Source organism: Pseudomonas sp. AC172, from assembly GCF_979258595.1.
Map to the genome: position 1 here is coordinate 2,571,842 of NZ_OZ409868.1, position 19,079 is coordinate 2,590,920.

Annotated in this window: 11 protein-coding genes; 6 read left to right on the forward strand and 5 right to left on the reverse strand. The window is 59.8% G+C overall.

Translation table 11 applies throughout. The features are described 5' to 3' along the window. Positions 1 to 147: 147 nt before the first annotated feature. The gene (locus ACZ0A4_RS11420; RefSeq protein ID WP_463574754.1) at positions 148 to 6,558 is read right to left on the reverse strand and encodes an amino acid adenylation domain-containing protein; all 6,411 of its coding nucleotides are present in this window, start codon (positions 6,556 to 6,558) and stop codon (positions 148 to 150) included. A gap of 486 nt (positions 6,559 to 7,044) precedes the next feature. Between ACZ0A4_RS11420 and ACZ0A4_RS11425 the strand changes: the two genes are divergently transcribed. From ACZ0A4_RS11425 to ACZ0A4_RS11440, 4 genes are all read left to right on the forward strand, one after another. Continuing rightward, entirely contained in the window at positions 7,045 to 7,839 is a 795-nt protein-coding gene (locus ACZ0A4_RS11425; RefSeq protein ID WP_463574755.1) for a helix-turn-helix transcriptional regulator, read from the forward strand. A gap of 33 nt (positions 7,840 to 7,872) precedes the next feature. After that, a complete protein-coding gene (locus tag ACZ0A4_RS11430; RefSeq protein WP_463574756.1) occupies positions 7,873 to 9,267 on the forward strand; it encodes an efflux transporter outer membrane subunit in 1,395 nt (464 codons plus the stop codon). A gap of 157 nt (positions 9,268 to 9,424) precedes the next feature. Then, entirely contained in the window at positions 9,425 to 10,030 is a 606-nt protein-coding gene (locus ACZ0A4_RS11435; protein ID WP_008079652.1) for an SCO family protein, read from the forward strand. Beyond that, positions 10,030 to 10,509, forward strand: coding sequence for a copper chaperone PCu(A)C (locus ACZ0A4_RS11440; protein ID WP_463574758.1), 480 nt, complete (start codon positions 10,030 to 10,032; stop codon positions 10,507 to 10,509). Before ACZ0A4_RS11435 ends, ACZ0A4_RS11440 begins: the two co-directional genes overlap by 1 nt. Positions 10,510 to 10,588: 79 nt before the next feature. Here the strand turns inward: ACZ0A4_RS11440 and ACZ0A4_RS11445 are convergent, their stop codons facing one another. From ACZ0A4_RS11445 to ACZ0A4_RS11455, 3 genes are all read right to left on the reverse strand, one after another. Next, positions 10,589 to 11,086, reverse strand: coding sequence for a hypothetical protein (locus ACZ0A4_RS11445; protein ID WP_463574760.1), 498 nt, complete (start codon positions 11,084 to 11,086; stop codon positions 10,589 to 10,591). A 127-nt stretch (positions 11,087 to 11,213) separates the two neighbouring features. Further along, positions 11,214 to 12,230, reverse strand: a complete 1,017-nt coding sequence (locus ACZ0A4_RS11450) for an ABC transporter substrate-binding protein (protein ID WP_463574761.1) — start codon at positions 12,228 to 12,230, stop codon at positions 11,214 to 11,216. Positions 12,231 to 12,304: 74 nt separating this feature from the next. Continuing rightward, the gene (locus tag ACZ0A4_RS11455; RefSeq protein ID WP_463574762.1) at positions 12,305 to 13,324 is read right to left on the reverse strand and encodes a sterol desaturase family protein; all 1,020 of its coding nucleotides are present in this window, start codon (positions 13,322 to 13,324) and stop codon (positions 12,305 to 12,307) included. Positions 13,325 to 13,699: 375 nt separating this feature from the next. Here ACZ0A4_RS11455 and ACZ0A4_RS11460 point away from each other — a divergent pair, with 375 nt between their 5' ends. Continuing rightward, positions 13,700 to 15,910, forward strand: coding sequence for an LTA synthase family protein (locus ACZ0A4_RS11460; RefSeq protein WP_463574763.1), 2,211 nt, complete (start codon positions 13,700 to 13,702; stop codon positions 15,908 to 15,910). 63 nt (positions 15,911 to 15,973) lie between these two features. Here the strand turns inward: ACZ0A4_RS11460 and ACZ0A4_RS11465 are convergent, their stop codons facing one another. After that, the gene (locus ACZ0A4_RS11465) at positions 15,974 to 16,369 is read right to left on the reverse strand and encodes a hypothetical protein (RefSeq protein ID WP_463574765.1); all 396 of its coding nucleotides are present in this window, start codon (positions 16,367 to 16,369) and stop codon (positions 15,974 to 15,976) included. Between the two features lie 272 nt (positions 16,370 to 16,641). Here ACZ0A4_RS11465 and katG point away from each other — a divergent pair, with 272 nt between their 5' ends. Beyond that, positions 16,642 to 18,912, forward strand: a complete 2,271-nt coding sequence (gene katG / locus ACZ0A4_RS11470) for a catalase/peroxidase HPI (protein ID WP_463574766.1) — start codon at positions 16,642 to 16,644, stop codon at positions 18,910 to 18,912. Positions 18,913 to 19,079: the final 167 nt, after the last annotated feature.

Below are 19,079 nucleotides of genomic sequence, written 5' to 3' on the forward strand. Positions count from 1 at the left end.
AAGCGGGGACAAGCCGCGCGCTTGAGCACCGCAAGCCCCCTGTGGGAGCGAGCCTGCTCGCGAAAGCGGTGGGTCAGTCGACATCATCATTGACTGAACCAACGCCTTCGCGAGCAGGCTCGCTCACACAGGTTTTGTGTCCGAGGATCAGAGCCGGCGTTTGCGGTTGAGGTTCGGGATGGTGGTCTGGGCGATCTCGACGTGCCTGGCCTGCCGCGTGGTCTGTGCTGCCAGCGCGGCCAGTGTCGGCTGGCTGAACAGCGTCCGCGCGTCGACATGCAGGCCGGCCAGGCGCATGCGCGCGACCAAACTGACCGCCAGCAGCGAATGCCCGCCCAGTTCGAAGAAGTTGTCGTCGCGCCCCACCTGCTCGACCTTGAGCACCTGCGCCCAGATCTGCGCCAGGGCCGTTTCCACATCGCCTTCCGGGGCCTCGTAAGGACGGCTGAGCAGCGCCTCCGCCCCCGGTTCCGGCAACGCCTTGCGATCGATTTTGTCGTTGGGCGTCAACGGCAACGCCGCCAGCATCACGTAGGCGCCGGGCACCATGAACTCCGGCAACTGCGCCAATACATGCGCTCGCAATGCTTCAAGCGTCGGCGCAGCCAGCTCGGCACGCAGGGTGTAATAAGCCACCAGCCGCTCATCGCGCACCAGCACCACCGCCTCGCGAATGGCCGGATGTTCCAGCAGGCGCGCTTCAATCTCGCCCAGCTCAAGGCGCACCCCGCGCAGCTTGACCTGGAAGTCATTGCGACCGAGGAATTCGAGATTGCCGTCAGCGCCGTAACGCACCAGATCCCCAGTGCGATACAAGCGGTCACCGGCCACGAACGGGCTGTCGATAAAGCGTTCGGACTGCAATTGCGGCAGTCCCAGATAGCCCCGCGCCACGCCCACCCCGCCAATGTGCAAATGCCCGCTGACGCCAAACGGCACCGGTTGATCGCCGGCATCGAGCACATACAGCCGCGTGTTACTCAGGGCCTTGCCGATCGGCACCAGCGTCGGCGGCACCGGTTCGCCGGGTTCCAGGGTCCAGCCACTGCTGTCGACCGTGGTTTCGGTCGGCCCATAGACGTTGTGCAGACGCACCCACGGCAGGCGCTCGCGCACTTGCCGGGCCAGGGCAACGGTCAACTCGCCGCCACCGTTAAGCACGTCGGTGAGGCTGGTGCACTGGCTGACATCGTCCTGTTCGATGAACTGTTGCAACAACGCCGGCACGAACTTGACCACGGTAATGTTCTGCTCGCGGATCACTTGCGTCACATAGGCCGAATCGCGATTGCCATCGGCCCGCGCCAAGACCAAACGCATCCCCGAGCACAGTGGCCAGAAAATCTCCCACACCGAACTGTCGAAACTGTACGGCGCCTTTTGCAGTAACGCGCCGTGTTCAGTGGGCGGCGACAACTGCGAACCCCAGTGCACCATGTTGCAGGCACTGCGGTGCTCGATCATCACGCCTTTTGGCGTACCGGTGGAGCCGGAGGTATAGATCATGTAGGCCAGATTCGCCGCGCCGAGGCCCGGCACCTGCGGATTGTCGTGCGGTTGGTCCTGCCATGCACCGAGATCGAGATCGATCAGCGGCACGCCGGGTTCGCCCAGCAGATCGCGCGTCGCGGCATGCACCAGCAGCGCGACCGGTGCGCTGTCCTGCAACATGTAGTTCAGTCGTTGCAGCGGATAATCCGGATCGAGCGGCACATATGCACCACCCGCCTTGAGAATGCCCAGCAGACCGATCACCAGCTCAGGCCCGCGCTCGACGCAGATCGCCACCCGTGAATCCGGCTGTACGCCGAGTTCGCGCAGTTGATGGGCCAGACGGTTGGCCTGCTTGTTCAACTCGCGATAGCTCAGGCGCTGCTCGGCAAATTGCACGGCGATGGCATCCGGTTGGCGCTGCACCTGCTGTTCGAACAGCGCCTGCAGTGGCTGGTCCATCGGGCAATCGACTTCAGTAGCGTTGAACTCGATCAGCAGCCGTTGCCGTTCTTCCTGCGGTAACAACGGCAAGCTGTTCAGCGGCCGCTGCGGCGTGGTCTCCAACGCTTCGACTAAACCGTTCAGCGCTGACTGCACGTAAGCGCAAATCCGCTGCGCGCCTATGTTCAACAAGGTTCTGCTGGTCAGACGCAAACCTGTGCCGAGGTCATCGACACTCAGGGTAAACGGGTAATTGGTGCGCTCCTCGTTGGCCAGAGTCTCGATGCCCTGCCAGGTCTGCCGGGAGGTTTTTTGCTCGACATCATCGCTGTGCCGATAGTTGAGCAAGGCGCTGAACAACGGCGCTGGCGCAGCAACGCCGCTGCAACGTTGAGCCAGCGCCAAAGAGCCGTGCTCATGGGCGAGCAACGCGGTCAGGCGGGAATGGGTGGACTTCACCGCCGCGCGCGCGCCTTGGCCGACATCGACCCGCAGCGGCAAGGTGTTGATGAACACCCCCAGCGCCCGGTCGGCACCCGCGCCGCCCTGCATGCGCCCCATCAGCACCGTGCCGAATACGACACTTTGCTGGCCGGATGTCGCCGCCAATACTTGCGCCCAAGCGAGGTGGATCAGGCTGGCGACACTCACGCCAGCCGAACGCGCCTGCTGTTGCATGCGCTGATAGAGACCGGATGCCAGGGTTTGCTCGGCTTCTTCGATGTTGCTGCCGTCACCCTGCACGTTCTGCAAAGCGAACGGCAAGGTCGGCTCGTCGATGTCGCCGAGCATCTGGCGAAAGAACGCTTCATGCTCCTGCTCGCTGACGCCCAGCCGCGTCTGCGCCACGTAGTTGCGATACGGTACTGGCGGCGCCAGCGTCTCCGAGTGCCCGGACAGGCTGGCATGAATTTCTTCGCGCATCGCTTCCAGCGCAATGTGATCCATCGCCAGATGATGGAACAGCAAAATGCCGACCAATCGGTTGTGCGCCGGATCACGGGCATACATCAGGCGCAGCAGCGGCGCCTGACTGACGTCGAGGCGATAGCGCCGCGCATCGAAGCGCTGGTGTAATTGATCGATGATCGCGCCGTGGGCAGGATCAAGTTCAACCTCTTGCACCGGCAAGATGGCCTCGCGCCAGACCACTTGCACCGGTGACGTCAGTCCTTCCCAGACCACTGCCGTGCGCAAGATGTCGTGCCGCGCCATGACCTCACGCAGCGCAGCGGCGAAGGCCTCGACCCGTTCGAGACTGTCGAACGCCAGCAGTGATTGCAGCAGATACGGATCGCCCTGTGCGGCGGTGATGTGGTGATAGAGAATGCCTTCCTGCAATGGCGCCAAGGGGTAGATGTCCTGCACGTTGGCGGCACCGCCCGGCACTGTTGCGACGATATGCTCGATCATCGCCTGATCCAGCTGCACCAGCGGCAGCAGCTCTGGCGTGATGTGCGTGCAATCGGCGGGAATGCGATTGGCCGGCACCTCGACCTCACGGCCGCTGCCCTCCGCTGCAGCCAACGCGGCCAGTGTTGGTTGGCTGAACAGCACGCGAACATCGCTGCTCATGCCGATCTGGCGCATGCGCTCGATCAGCCCGACCGCCAACAACGAGTGGCCGCCCAGCTCAAAGAAATGGTCGTGACGCCCTACCCGTTCGACCTGCAAGACCTCGGCCCAGATCTGCGCCAGGGCGATTTCGACGTCACCTTGCGGCGCCTCGTATTCGCGACGGATCAACGCCTCCGGTCCCGGTGCTGGCAAGGCCTGGCGATCGAGCTTGCCGTTGGCGGTCAGTGGCAACGTTGCCAAGCGCACGTACGCCGTCGGCAACAGGGCGGACGGCAAGCGCGAGGTCAGGTGCGCGTGCAGATGCAGGATGTCCAGCGCTTCACGCTCGGTGAACCATGCCAACAGCTGACCGTCGCGCACCAGCACCACAGCTTCCTGTACCGCGTCATGACTGCTGAGCGCCGCTTCGATTTCGCCCGGCTCGACACGCACACCGCGCACCTTCACCTGATCATCGTTGCGACCGATGTATTCAAGGTTGCCGTCGGCGCACCACCGGGCCAGATCGCCGGTGCGGTACATGCGCGCATCCGGCTGCACACTGAACGGGTCGTCGAGGAAGCGTTCGGCGGTCAGATCAGGACGATTCAGGTAACCCCGAGCCACCCCGGCGCCGCCGACATACAACTCGCCAATAATGCCGATCGGCACCGGGCGCTGTTGATCATCGAGCAGGTACGTCGTGGCATTGCTGACGGGTTTGCCGATGTGCAACGCCTGCCCCGGTGCGATCAGTCCTGAAGTGGCGACCACCGTGGCTTCGGTCGGGCCATAGTTGTTGACCACCGCAAACGACTGCGCACGGTTGAACTGGCGCAGACGATCACCGCCGATCAGCAAGGTGCGCAAGGTCGGGTGATCGAGTTGTTTGCTGAAGGCATATTCGGCAATCGGTGTTGGCAGGAAACTGACGTCCAACGGCTGCGCACGCCACCAGTCGAGCAGCGCGTCGATGTCTTCGCTGCCTTCGCTTGCGGGTGACAAATGTAGCGTCGCCCCGGCACACAACGCCGGCCAGACCTCCCACGCCATCGCGTCGAAACCGAAGCCGGCGAGGCTCGACGTGTGCTGTCCGATGCCGAGACCGAACGCCGCGCAGTGCCAGTCGACCAGATTGCCGAGTGTGCGGTGCTCGACCATCACGCCTTTGGGCAACCCGGTTGAGCCGGAGGTGTAAATCACATAAGCGAGGTTGTCCGTGGTCAAACCCGGCAGGTCAGGATCGGTCGTGTTGTCGAGCAACCATTCGCGCCGATCAAGCTCGATCACCGGCAGCGCTGTGGCAGGCAAACGCTCACGCAGATCGCTTTGGCTCAGCAACGCCACCGGAGCGCTGTCACTGAGCAAATAGCTCAGGCGCTCGGGCGGATGCGCCGGGTCAATCGGCACATAAGCGGCGCCAGCCTTGAGAATCGCCAACAGCCCGACCAATGTCTCCAAGCCCCTGCGCGCGACGATTGCCACCCGGTCATCCGGCCGTACACCGAGGCCCAGCAGATGATGAGCCAACGCATTGGCTTGCCGGTTCAGTTCGGCGTAGCTCAGCGTCCGCCCCTGACAAGTCGCCACAACAGCGTCCGGTTGTTCGCTCACTCGGGATTCAAATCGCCGATGAATCAGTTGGCCCTGCGGATAACTGACCCAGGTGTCGTTCCACTCGTTCAGCAGGGCCTGCTCTGCCAGGCTATTGAGGTTGAAGTCAGCGATAACCCGTTCCGGACATTCCAGGCCTTGCTGCAGAATCAGCAACAAACGCTCGGTGAACGACGCGATCTCGTCAGCCGTGAAACAGGCCGGCGAGTACACCAGATGCAACCAGGCTTTGTCGTTGTAGCGGTTGCTGCGCAGGTGAATGGCCAGCGGTGTCGCCTCGTGCTGGCTGGAGACCTTGACCGAGTGTCCCGACGCCTCACCGTAACGGTAGTCATGGTCGTCCTGCTCGTAGGACACCGACAGTTCGAACAGTTGCGCACGGTCTTCACGCAACAGGCCCAGTGCGCGGTTCATCTCGCTCAGCGGGTAGCGTTGATGGCGGAAATCCTGCTTCAGGCCAGCACCAATCGCTTTGATCAACTCACCGAATGACAGCGCCCGGCCAAACCCCATGCGCATTGCACTGACCTGGGTGAATAACCCTAGCGTGCTTTTGAAGCGGGCACCGGAGCGATTGAGAATCGGCAACCCGACCACCCACTCGTCACGTTGGGCCGTGCGACTGAAATACACATGCAGCGCCGCGAGCAAGACGTGAAAGGCCGAGCCACCCAATTGCCGCGCGCAGTCTTTCATGCGCTCGTGCAGCACGGTTGGAAAAGCCTCGACGTGGATGCGGCTGGGGGCGGCTTCAACGTCGAGGGATTCGCGATGGCGAGCAGTCAACAAGGGTTCGGGCAAGCTGTGGTACTTGTCCAGCCAGTAGCGTTGGTCTCGCTCATAGCGGGGTGACTGATGGTAGCGCGCGTCATCTTCGATAAAGCCGACATAGGACGGTGCCGCCCCACTCGGGCGCTCGCCACGGCACAACGCGCTGTAGATGTCGCCCAGCGACTTGAACAGCAGAGCGAAAGCCCAGCCATCGATAATCAAGTGGTGGGCCTGCGCTGCCAACCAGTGGTGATCGCGATCGAGGCGAATCAGAGTGAAGCGGAACAACGCTTGCCCGTGCAACACGAAGGCATGCGCCATCTGCTCTTCGACCAGCGTGCGGGCCGCCGACTGCGGATCGGGGTGCCCACTGAAGTCATGCAGTGGCATGGCCACCGGCAACGCCTGGGCAAACCCTTGCAACGGCAGCCCGTCGTGACCAACGTTCGATCGCAGAACAATGCGCAAGGCATCGTTGGCTTCCACCAGATATTCAAGTGCCGATTGCAGCAATGCCGGATCCAGCGGCCCGGTCAGTTCGACATAACCGCCAATGTTATACAGCGGCGAATCTCCGCGGCTCAGTTGGTCCAGCCAGATATCCCGTTGAGCGGCTGTCAGCGCGAATGTCTCGACAGGCACGGACAGATCGTCCGCCACGTTGGCAGAATTAGGCTGCATAAGATCCTTCTCATGTGATTTTGCCGGTATTCAAACATCGGCCCTGACGCTGACATGACACCTGAAACCCGGACAATCACCCCGTCCGTACCCGCCTGTGAAGCTTTGCTGGCGTGGTTGTCGCAGGCACTGTCTAAAAGTTCGGAGAGGAAATACTGAAAAGCTTGTAGGAAAAAAACCACATAGCAGCGCCGCCATTTGCTCGAGCGTTGCCGATCAGAATTGACCATCGCCCGGGTTTCCGGGGCCTGAGCGTGACTGAACAGTCACTCACACCGGTACACCTGTGTTCAGCGGCGTCAGAACCCCGGCGCCAACATTCAGAAATAGTGGCACTTTGTGTCCCTGTTTTCCCCTACAGACGTAGGACAAATCCATAGGCTTAAATCCCGCTCCAGATCATGTTCAAGGAGAAATGACTGCGTGGGCGGCTTTTACAGAGACGGCAGACGATTCAGTGATGGCTCTGAACCAGGGATGAAGGATATGAATCTGACCGGCACTATTCGCAACACCGAAAACCCACACTTCTACTGGCAACTCGGTGAACTGATTGCCAGTACCGGCGATGATCATTTTGCCACGAACATGTTCCAGTTGGTCGACACACTGGTGCCGGTCAACCGGGTAGATCTCAGTGAGTGGACGCTGGATGAGCGTCAGGCCAGTGTGGTCGACATCAAACCCTTGGGCAGCGCCGGTCCGGCGCAGACGTGTGCCCCGCCCGATCCGCTGGAGAGTCCCGACGATCATCCGCTGTTGCAAAAAATGATCGAGATGAACGATTCGCTGCTGATTCAACTGAGAGCCTCGCTGCAGCCGCGCCATCCGCAGCACAGCGCCCATCAATGCAATCTGGTTTCGCGTACGTCTAACCGCCGTTGCGTGATTTCGTTTTACCGACCGCATACGCAACGGGTGTTTTCCCTGCCGGAGTTGTCGTTTCTGAAAAGTCTGTCCGACACCCTGCTGCCACTGATCGAACGTCACGCGCAGATCAATCGGCAAATCCTCGCCCGGCAACCTCGCCAGCCCTTGGCCGAACTTGATCAGGCGCCGCTGGCACAGGTGTTCGATGAGCGCCTGGCATTAAGCGACATCGCCCTGTCGGTGCGCGAAAAAGAAGTCTGTCTGGGCCTTTTGACCGGCGGCACCGTGCCGCAAATGGCGGAAAAGCTGCGGGTCAAAAACAGCTCGATCGAGACCTATCTCAAACGCGCCACGGCCAAACTTGGGGTCAGTGGTCGCCACGGTCTGGCGAAATGGATGGCCGGCGCCTGAGCACAACGCTCTTTTAATGCATGAGGCAGTTCGATGTTGACGTTGCGACTTTCCCTGCTGTCCATGGCAATGCTGATGGGCGGTTGTTCCTTGATTCCCGAGTACCAGCGCCCCGCTTCACCCAGTGCCGCGCAATATCCGACAGAAACGCAAGCGGCCACGACCAGCGAGGACTGGCGCACGCTGTTCACCGACCCGGCGCTGCGACAGCTGATTGAAAGCGCCTTGGTCAACAACCGTGACCTGCGCGTGGCGGCATTGAACGTCGAAGCCTTTCAGGCGCAATACCGCATTCAGCGCGCCGACCTGTTCCCGGCGGTGTCGGCCAACGCCAACGAGTTACGCCAGCGGATGCCGCCGAGCGTGACCGGAAGCAAAGCGCTGATCAACTCGACGTACTCGGCCAACCTCGGCATCAGCGCCTATGAACTGGACTTCTTCGGTCGCGTGCGCAGCCTCAGCGAGCAAGCCTTGCAAACCTGGCTTGCGACTGAGGAAGCGCGGCGCAGTGCGCAGTTGAGTCTGGTAGCCAACGTCGCCAATGCCTACCTGACCTGGCGCGCCGATCAGGAGCTGCTGGAACTGACCCGCGACACCCTCGCCGCCGACGTACAGAGCCTGCACCTGACCACGCGCAATCGCGAAGCCGGCAAGTCTTCGGCGTTGGAGCAGGCGCAGGCGCAGACCAGCGTCGACAGTTCACGGGCCAATCTGGCGCGTTATCAGCGGCAGGTCGCGCAGGACTTGAACAGCCTGACCCTGCTGGTCGGCGCACCAGTGCCGGACTCTCTGCCGGCACGTCCGCTGGCCAGCGATCTGGTGCAACAACTGCCGGCCGGTTTGCCATCGGATCTGTTGCAGCGCCGTCCGGACATTCTCCAGGCTGAATACAAACTCAAGGCCGCCAACGCCAATATCGGTGCAGCGCGAGCGGCGTTTTTCCCCAGCGTCAGCCTGACGGCCAATGCCGGCACCTCCAGTCGTGACCTGTCCGGATTGTTCGGCGCCGGCTCGGGCGCGTGGACCTTTCAGCCGCAGATCAGCCTGCCGATCTTCAACGCCGGCAGCCTGCGCGCGAGTCTGGATTATTCGAAGTTGCAGAAAGACGTGGCGGTGGCCGAATACGAAAAGTCGATCCAGACCGCGTTTCAGGAAGTCGCCGACGGCCTCGCCGCGCGCAGTACGTATCAGCAGCAATTGCAGGCGCAGCGCGATCTGGTCGCGGCTACTCAGACCTATTACAACCTCGCGCAGAATCGTTACAAGAACGGCGTCGACAGCAGCCTGACGTTTCTCGATGCGCAGCGTTCGCTGTTCAGTTCGCAACAGGGTCTGATCACCGATCGCCTCGCGCAACTGGTCGCCGAGGTCAATCTGTACACCGCGCTGGGCGGCGGCTGGAGCGTTGAGGATTCGCGGGTGCAGTGAGTCCGTCGTCACTTTTTCTTACACCTTTTGTCGCTCGATCCTGTGCCGCGCGGCGATCCGTGGCCGGCGTCTGCCTGCAGTTTGGTATCATGCGCCGCTTTTACGGTTAACCCCCCGCCAGTCCTGCCGACTGACGGGCTGCAAAAGGCGGTATTAGATGACGGCTTTGTTGACTCGCCGCAAGGTGCTTGCGGGAATGGGCGTGCTTGGGCTCGGCCTGCTCGCCGGCTGCGACACCCGTGGCCAATTGTCGTACAAGTACGGCAAGGATCTGAGTAACAAGATCATGGGACGTACCTTCAAACTGAAGAACACCGATGGCGAAACCATGACGCTGTCGAGCTTTCGCGGCATGATGCCGATGGTCTTCTTCGGCTTCACCCAGTGCCCGGCAGTCTGCCCGACCACCCTCGCCCGCGCGGCGAAAATCAAGAAGCTGATGGGCGCCGATGGCGACCGTTTACAGGTGATTTTCATCAGCCTCGATCCCGAACGCGATACACCAGAAATCCTCGACGCCTACATGAAAGCCTTCGACCCGACGTTCGTTGCGCTGTACGGCACGCTTGAGGAAACCGCGGCCACGGCAAAGGAATTCGACGTGTTCTACGAGAAAGTCCCGGCCGGCGACACCTATACCATCTCGCACACTGCCACCAGTTACGTTTACGACTCCAATGGCGGCTTGCGCCTGGGGCTGTCCACTTCGCTTTCGGCAGAACAATGCACGGAAGATTTGCTTACTGTTATGGAGGTTTGCTGATGCAACCTGTTCTGAACCACATCAAACGCGCTGTTATCGGTCTGTCTCTGCTGGGCCTGGCGTTCCAGGTCTCCGCGCAGACCAAAGTCGACGACGCCTGGGTCCGTGCCACCGTGGCGACCCAGTCCGCCAGCGGCGCGTTCATGACCCTCACCGCCGACACCGACAGCAAGTTGCTCAGCGTCGCGACGCCCGTGGCCAAAGACGTGCAGATCCACGAAATGACCATGAAGAACGACGTCATGAGCATGGGCCCGGTGAAGTTCGTCGAACTGCCAGCCGGCAAAGCCGTCAAGCTGGATCCGAACGGCTACCACGTGATGCTGATGGGCCTGACCGGTCAGCTCAAGGAAGGCGAAAGCGTGCCGCTGACCCTGACCGTGGAAAACGCCAAAGGCGAGAAAGAGACCATCGAAGTCAAAGCGCCGGTTCGCGCGCTGACCAACATGGAAGGTCACGATCACAGCAAAATGCACTGATCTGACTGAGCGGCAATAAAAAAGGGGCGGCCTGATCGATGATCAGGCCGCCCCTTTTTTGTTTTTGATGTGTGCCGAATTACCGCTTGCGGGCCAATGCCTTGCGCACGCTTTCCCGTGACATCCCCGAGCCGGAACGGGGCACGGCTTCAACGACGGTTGCCTTGGCCAACTGTCCCTTGCGCTTTTCCACCTCACGCCACTGGTAACCGAGATATCCGCCTGCCACCACAATCCCCAGCCAACCGAACACCGAACTGACGAAGAACCACAGCGCCAGTGTGATCCACACGGTTTTCGAGTTGAACAACTTCAAACTGTCATCGACAGGCAGCGGTTCCTCCGGTTCAACCGCTGCCTGCGTTACCGGTACTCTATGCACCCCATCCAGATCAATGCGCCAAGCGAAATCCGCCCCGGCCACCGGAACGTCTAGCTGATTGCCTTCAGCACGATGCACACGAATGTCGCCATCGACGAGCGACATGGAGCTAAAACTGATCTGGGTTTCATAGTGAATCTCGCCGTTGACCTGGGTCACGACCGTTCGTTTTTGGTCAATGGGGGTGTCGCGCATGTCGATTCCTTGAGCGTTCCACGTCGGACGACGTGCGAAGAGATAATCCGTTGGAGTCGAATGCTACTGAGTGGCTATTACGCTGTCCAGAAACAACCCACGGCGTTCCCTCCTTGACCCGGCGTTATCAGCTCCCCGCGCCACCATGCGCTTCCTCAAAGAAATAATCCTTCCAGCTGTCGGCCTTGTTCTTCAGCACGCCCAGCTCCTGCAACTTCTCGGCGTAGATAAAGGTGCGCTGCGGTACCACGGTGAAATCGATTTCCGGGTCTTTGACGATTTGCTCGACCAGGGCCAGCGGCAATTTCGACTGTTCGACACGAATGTACGCCTGTGCAGCAGCGGGTTTGTCAGCCTTGATGATTTTCTCGGCCTCAGCCAACGCGTCGTAGAACGCCTTGTAGGTTTTCGGGTTTTCGTCGTGGAATTTTTCTGTGGTGTAGAGCACGTTGAACGTCGCCTGTCCGCCGAGCACGTCGTAGGAACTCAGCACTTTGTGCACGTTGGGATTCTGCAAAGCCTGATACTGGAACGGCGGGCTGGAGAAATGCGAGTTGATTTCCGAGCCGCCGGCAATCAGCGCGGCCGTCGCATCGGGGTGCGGCAGGCTGACTGAGATGTCGTCGAATTTCTTGAATTGCGCGTCACCGAATTCCTTCGCGGTTTCGATCTGCAAGGTGCGTGACTGGAAGCCCACGCCGGCGGCAGGCACGGCGATCCTGTCCTTTTCGGTGTAATCCTTGAGTGTCTTGATATTGGGATTGTTGGTCAGCAGATAGTTGGGCATCGAACCCAGTGCGGCGATGGCTTTGACGTTCTGTTTGCCTTTGGTGCGATCCCACACGGTGAGCATCGGCGGTACACCGGCGGAAACCACATCGAGCGATCCGGTGAGGAGCGCTTCGTTCATCGCCGTGGCGCCGGAAATGCTGTTCCATTCGACCTTGATGTCGAGGCCCTGCGCTTTACCGTGTTTTTCGATGAGGTTCTGGTCGCGCACCACATCGAGAATCAGGTAACCGATACCGAATTGCTGGGCGATGCTGATCTTGCCTTCAGCCTGAGCGCCGGTGCTGAACAACGCACTCGCGGCCAGAGAAGCGGCCAGCAGAGTCAGTGCGGAACGTTTAAACGGTGTGGCCATGACAACCTCGCAGCATGGGGTGGTTTGCTGAAAGGTCTGACTTTATAGATATAAAAAACAGAAATTAAATATCTTTATCGCATATCGATAGCACGAGGACGCTTGGCAGGCAGAAAGCGCCGCGTGCTATCGACGAAGGGTTTCACGATCAAGTCGTACAGCGTGAGGTAGCGCCCGCGATCGGCCTCGCCCGTGCCAAAGCGCAACGGTTCCGGTGTCGAAGTGGTGAGGTAGAGCGTGCCGAACATCCAGTCCCAGATCGACAAATTCGTGGCGAAGTTCTTGTTGTGGTGGCGAGGTGCATCGCTGTGGTGAATCTGGTGTTGCGCCGGGCTGTTGAGCACATGCTCGATCCTCGGGCCGAACGATAGCCAGACGTGACTGTGACGCAGATTGGCTGCCAGGCTGTTGACGAACAACACCAGCCAGGTCACGCCGAACAAGGTGTAGCGGCTGACTTCACCACCACAGGCGTACCAGACCACGCCGGCAAACGCCGCGAGCCCGACCGTCATCACCAGTCTTTCCACTACCGTTTCGACGATGTGAATCCGGCTCGCCGTGGCCGGCACCAGTACCGGCGCGGAATGATGAACCTTGTGAAAATCCCACAGGTAGCGCGAATGAAAGGCGCGATGAATCCAGTAATGCAGGAAGTCTCTGAGCAGGAACGCCCCGAAGCCGTAGAGCGAAGCGATCCATGGGTGATTGGGCACTTGCTCGCGTGCGCCCCATAGTTGCGTGAAAAACTGCTGATAGTCGCCGGAGCGCAGGATGTAGGGATCAACCAAGGCCACCAGCGGCAAGACCAGCGCCACTTTGAGTATCGCCTTGATGAAGTAGTAGCGGTAATCGAGCCATGCCGAGCGATGGCCGAACACCCGCCGGCCGCCGATAAATTGCCAGAAGGTCTGCGCATCGGTCAGCTGGCGCGACTTTCTATAGCGGAACAGTGCGTAGGCAATGCTGAACGAAGCAAAAAGAAAAACCACGCCGAGGCGACCATTGAGGTCGAACAGGCCGAAAAATTGCGTGGTGACCGGGGTGATCACCCATCGCTCAAGCAGAGCAAGCAGTTGTGTGAGGACATCCACGAAGACCGGTCTCCGACAGAGGTCGGGCATTGTAAATCGCAACGGTTCGCAAATGCAGCTTTTACGGATCAAAGGCCCATTCTGCTTTCCTGGTCTGTCTACCCATCAAATGTGGGAGCGAGCAAGCTCGCTCCCACACTGGATCTTCGGTGGCGGATGACGGGTTAAACAGCCTGAAACAATAAATCCACCCGCAGCAATATCGCCGATTGCCCTGCCACACAAGGCCCGGTCAGGGCCGCAGACATTCCAGCGCCTTCAGAGGGCACCGCGCCAGCGCATCGGCTGTGCGTTTAAAAGGGCGATCAGACAGCCTACCCTTGGTATCATCGCCCACACTTTTATGACGTTTTAATGGCTGGAAGGTCTTTTTTTGTGAGCGCTCTTTTTAACCGGTTGCGGCAGCCGTATGCCCGCCTCTTTTCGCTGATTTTTCTCGTGTTGATTGTGCCGGTGTGCCTGCGTGCAGCACTGGGCTGGTCGACACCGCTGGGCTATGTGTCGGACCTGGCCATTGGCAGTCTGCTGGTGGCTTTGCTGCATCGTCGGGCCTGGTGGCTGGCCTTGCCGGTGCTGCTGTTCTGGGGCTTGCTGGCCGTGGCGACCGCTGAACTGGTCAGCGCCGTCGGTCGTCTGCCGACGCCTTCCGACATTCATTATCTGATCGATCCGCAGTTCGTGGAAAATTCCACCGGTGGCGGACTGGCGCATCCGGCATTGGGCATCACCTTGCTGCTGGCCCTGCTGTTTTGGCTGCTGACTCAATTTGCCGGCCGTGGCGTGCCGCGTCCGCCCCTGCTACGCGCGATCTGGAGCGCACCGCTGGTGTTGTTCGCCGCGCACTGGGGCGCGCAGAATCTTTGGCCGAGCGAAGCGGACCCGTGGCGCCAATACAACCTGCCGCACCAGTTGCTGGCCACCGAGGTCGCCGATCTGCAGATTCGGGGCGAGGAATGGCTGGACGGCGATGTAGAAGAACCCGCGCCAGCCATGGCCGGGCTCACCGACGTCGACCTCAACGGGCAGAAAATGCTGGCCGCACCGGGGCAAGCGCGCAACGTGCTGATCATCGCCCTGGAAGGCATTCCCGGTGCCTATATCCGCGCAAACCGCGAGGCCATCGGCAGCCATTATCAAGAAGACCTGATGCCCAACCTCAGCCGCTGGGCCGAGCGCGGCATGAACACCCCGGATTACGTGCTGCATACGCACCAGACCATTCGCGGTCTGTACGCGATGCTTTGCGGTGACTACGACAAACTCAACAACGGCACGCCCAAAGGCGTGGAGATGCTTACTCTCAACGAGCGCAATCAGGCCTGCCTGCCGGCGCAACTGCGGGACCACGGCTTCAGCACGCACTATCTGCAAGGTGCCGGGCTGCGCTTCATGGCCAAAGACAAGATCATGCCGCACATCGGTTTCGATGCGACTCATGGTCTGGAATGGTTCAGCAACAGCAACTATCTGGAATTCCCGTGGGGCAAGGATGACAAGGCGTTTTTCGAAGGCGCGCTGGACTATGTCGGCCAACTGAAAAAGCAGAAAAAGCCGTGGATGCTAACGTTGCTGACCGTCGGCACCCATCAGCCCTACTCCGCCCCCGAGGAATATCTGGAGCGCTACGAAACGCCGAAACAAGCCGCCGTCGGTTATCTCGACGATGCGCTGGAACAGTTCCTCAGCGGCCTCGAACGTCAGGGTGTTCTGAAAGACACGCTGGTGGTGATCACTTCCGACGAATCCCACGGTATCGATGGCGTGCGACTGGCCTCGTCGTGGGGCTTCAATCTGACCCTGGCGCCGGAACATGAACAACTGCCACGACTGAACAAAGGCGTATATGGCCACGTCGATCTGAGCACCTCGATCCTCGACTACTTCGACTTGCCGGTGCCTTCCGCGCTGAGCGGCCGCTCGCTGTTTCGCGACTACGACAGCGGCCGCGAAATCATGTCGTTCACCAACGGCAAACTGCGCTATCACAACGGTCAGGGGATCTTCTCCGAGTGCGACATGCCACGCCGCTGCCGCTATTACGAAAGCGCCGGCTTCATCGCCGAAACTGCCACATACAAAGGCAACTACAGCGGTCACCCGGCCCGGCAAATCGCCGCTCGCGCTAACGCCCTCGATCTGTCACTGCTGCGCACGCCGCTCAATCACCGCTATCAGTTCGGCAGTACCAACGTCATCCCGCTGCAAGCGCAGATCAACGATGACTGGGCCGACAACCTGATTGGCGCGCAGTACCTGGAAATGCCCAAAGGCTCGCACACTCGCGTGCGTCTGACGGTACGCTCAGTCGATCCGCAGCAGGCGGCTTACATTCAGCTCAAGGCCAAGGAATTCGAACAGGACGTGCAGATCGGCCTGCCGCAGGAAATGGTCGCAACCGCCGACCAGCCGCTGGAAATGAACTTCAGCTTCGACAACCCCCAAGAGCGCAAAGCGTTTTCTTTCCATTTGCTGGGGTATGGGCTGGGTGCGGTTGAGGTGACGGACTTCAGTGTGATTACTGAATTGCCGGGGCAGGATGACTTGCTTGATGAAGTGCCAGACGATAACACCGCACAATCAAGCTGATCCTGCCCTTCTGACCGTGAATAACGCGAACGGTTTACCGGAAATACCCGGCTCAAACGCGCATTACACAGGACCAGGATTCTGGAGATTGAATTTCCCGGTCACACTCCTTCCATCCTTAAGTTTGAAGTCGATGTCTCCGACTGCTCGCCTATAATTGAAATCAAAGGTAATTGTTACAAAGCCTGAATCCACAACATGTACATCACCATTGATCCAGACATCCCATCGAAGTCCCTCGGTGTAAAGCTTTACTTGGTGTGGGCGGTTTTCTTCCAGCTTTGTCGGCACGGAAAAAGCCGCTTCGTTTCCGTGACCATCGCCTGCAGTAATTATGAAATCCGTGCCTGCGTCATGTAGCAAACAATAGCTGCTCTCAAGAAATATCTTTTCATTAACGAAAGCACTGAGTGATCCTTTCGTACCTCTCCATTTACCCAAAAGTTCGAAAATTTTCATTGATGTCTCTCCTTGAGTATTCGTTAATTTAACTTTCTTCGCACAACAAAACTAACTGGCACAAGCATCGAGCACCACTGTCAGAACTGACAGTCATTCAGATCTATTCGAAATAAGAACCGAACTTTCAATTACCCGTTAGAAAAAAATGAAAGACTTTGCCTATCAGCGTCCAATAGTCGGCCTATTAGCTGACTCTCCAAGTCGGGTCTAGCCTTACTAGTCCGAAGTCGGCACGAGCCGGCCGTAGCAGACCTGATAAGGACCCGAACATGGCAAACGAATCGAAATGCCCGTTCAACCACGCCGCCGGTGGTGGTACGACGAACCGTGACTGGTGGCCGAATCAACTCAACCTGAAAATCCTCAGTCAGCATTCGCCCAAGTCCGACCCGCTGGGCAAGGATTTCGACTACGCCAAAGCCTTCAAAAGCCTCGACTTTCAAGCGCTGAAACAAGACCTCACCGCATTGATGACTGACTCTCAGGACTGGTGGCCGGCCGACTTCGGCCACTACGGCCCCCTCTTTATCCGCATGGCCTGGCACAGCGCCGGCACTTATCGCACCGCCGATGGCCGTGGTGGCGCCGGCTCCGGCCAGCAACGTTTTGCGCCACTGAATAGTTGGCCGGACAACGTCAGCCTCGACAAGGCCCGCCGCCTGCTTTGGCCGATCAAACAGAAATATGGCCGCAATATTTCCTGGGCGGACCTGATTGTTCTCACCGGTAACGTTGCGCTGGAATCCATGGGTTTCAAAACCTTCGGTTTCTCCGGTGGCCGCCCTGATGTGTGGGAACCGGACGAAGACGTTTACTGGGGTTCGGAGCACGAGTGGCTCGGTGGCGACAGTCGTTACGGCAAAGACAAGTCCGCCATGCAGGAGCCCGGTGACGGCACGCTGGTCGCCGAGCCGGATTTGCATGGCAAGGAAGAAAGCCGCACCGATCAGGGCGAACGCAATCTGGAAAACCCGCTCGCTGCGGTGCAAATGGGCCTGATCTACGTTAACCCCGAAGGCCCCGAGGGCAACCCGGACCCGGTCGCTTCCGCCCACGACATCCGCGAAACCTTTGGCCGCATGGCCATGAACGATGAAGAAACCGTGGCACTGATCGCCGGCGGTCACGCCTTCGGTAAAACCCACGGCGCCGGCCCTGCCGACAACGTCGGGCCTGAGCCGGAAGCGGCGGGCCTGGAAGAACAGGGCCTCGGCTGGCGCAACGCGTTCGGCACCGGCAAGGGCGCCGACACCATCACCAGCGGCCTCGAAGTAACCTGGACCACCACACCGACGAAGTGGAGCAACAACTACCTGGAAAACCTGTTCGGCTTCGAGTGGGAGCTGAGCAAAAGCCCGGCCGGTGCGCATCAGTGGATTCCGAAGAACGGCGCCGGTGCCGGTACCGTTCCCCACGCCCATGATCCGAACAAGAAACTCTCGCCAACCATGCTCACCTCTGACCTGGCGCTGCGTTTTGACCCGGCTTACGAGCAAATTTCCCGGCGCTTCCTCGCCAACCCGGATCAACTGGCCGATGCCTTCGCCCGCGCCTGGTACAAACTGATCCACCGCGACATGGGCCCGCTGTCCCGCTACCTTGGCCCGGAACTGCCGAACGAAGAACTGCTGTGGCAGGACCCGATTCCTGATGTCACCCACCCGTTGATCGACGACAGCGACGCGGCTGCGCTGAAAAGTAAAGTGCTTGCCTCGGGTTTGTCGGTGTCGCAACTGGTCTCCACCGCCTGGGCGGCACTCTCGACGTTCCGCGGTTCAGACAAGCGTGGCGGCGCCAACGGTGGTCGTCTGCGTCTGGCGCCGCAGAAGTTCTGGCAGGCCAACCAGCCTGAGCAACTGGCCAACGTGCTGCAAACACTTGAAGGCATTCAGGGCGAGTTCAATAGCGGCGGCGCTGGCAAGAAAGTCTCGTTGGCAGACCTGATCGTATTGGCGGGTAATGCCGGGGTTGAGCAAGCAGCGAAAAACGCCGGCCATTCGGTCACGGTGCCGTTCTCGCCGGGACGTGCGGACGCCTCGCAAGAGCAAACTGACGTTGACTCATTCGGTTTCCTTGAGCCGATCGCCGATGGTTTCCGCAATTACAGCAAGGGCAAATACACCGTGTCGGCCGAGGCGCTACTGATCGACAAGGCGCAACTGCTGACCCTCACCGCACCGGAGATGACTGTGCTGCTGGGTGGCTTGCGCGTGTTGAACACCAATGTCGGGCAAACCCGGCATGGCGTGTTCACTTCGCAGACTGAAGCGCTGACCAACGACTTCTTCACCAACCTGCTGGACATGGGGGTGGAGTGGAAGCCGACTTCGAGGGATGCGGATGAGTTCGAGGGGCGCGACCGTAAAACCGGCAGCGTGAAGTGGACGGCGACGCGGGTTGATCTGGTGTTTGGTTCCAACGCGCAGCTAAGGGCGTTGGCTGAGGTGTATGCCAGTTCGGATGCGAAGGAGCAGTTTGTTAAGGACTTCGTTGCTGCGTGGACGAAGGTGACGAATCTGGATCGATTTGATTTGAAGTAATTTCGGCAAATAAAAACGCCGCATTGGTTAATGCGGCGTTTTTTTATGCGTACGGCTCGGGGTTTGTGGTGAGGCGTGGATCTTACCCCCTCACCCCAGCCCTCTCCCCCAGGGGGGCGAGGGGGAAAGGGAGCCGATCTTGGGGCTTTTCAAAATCCGGGGTCGAC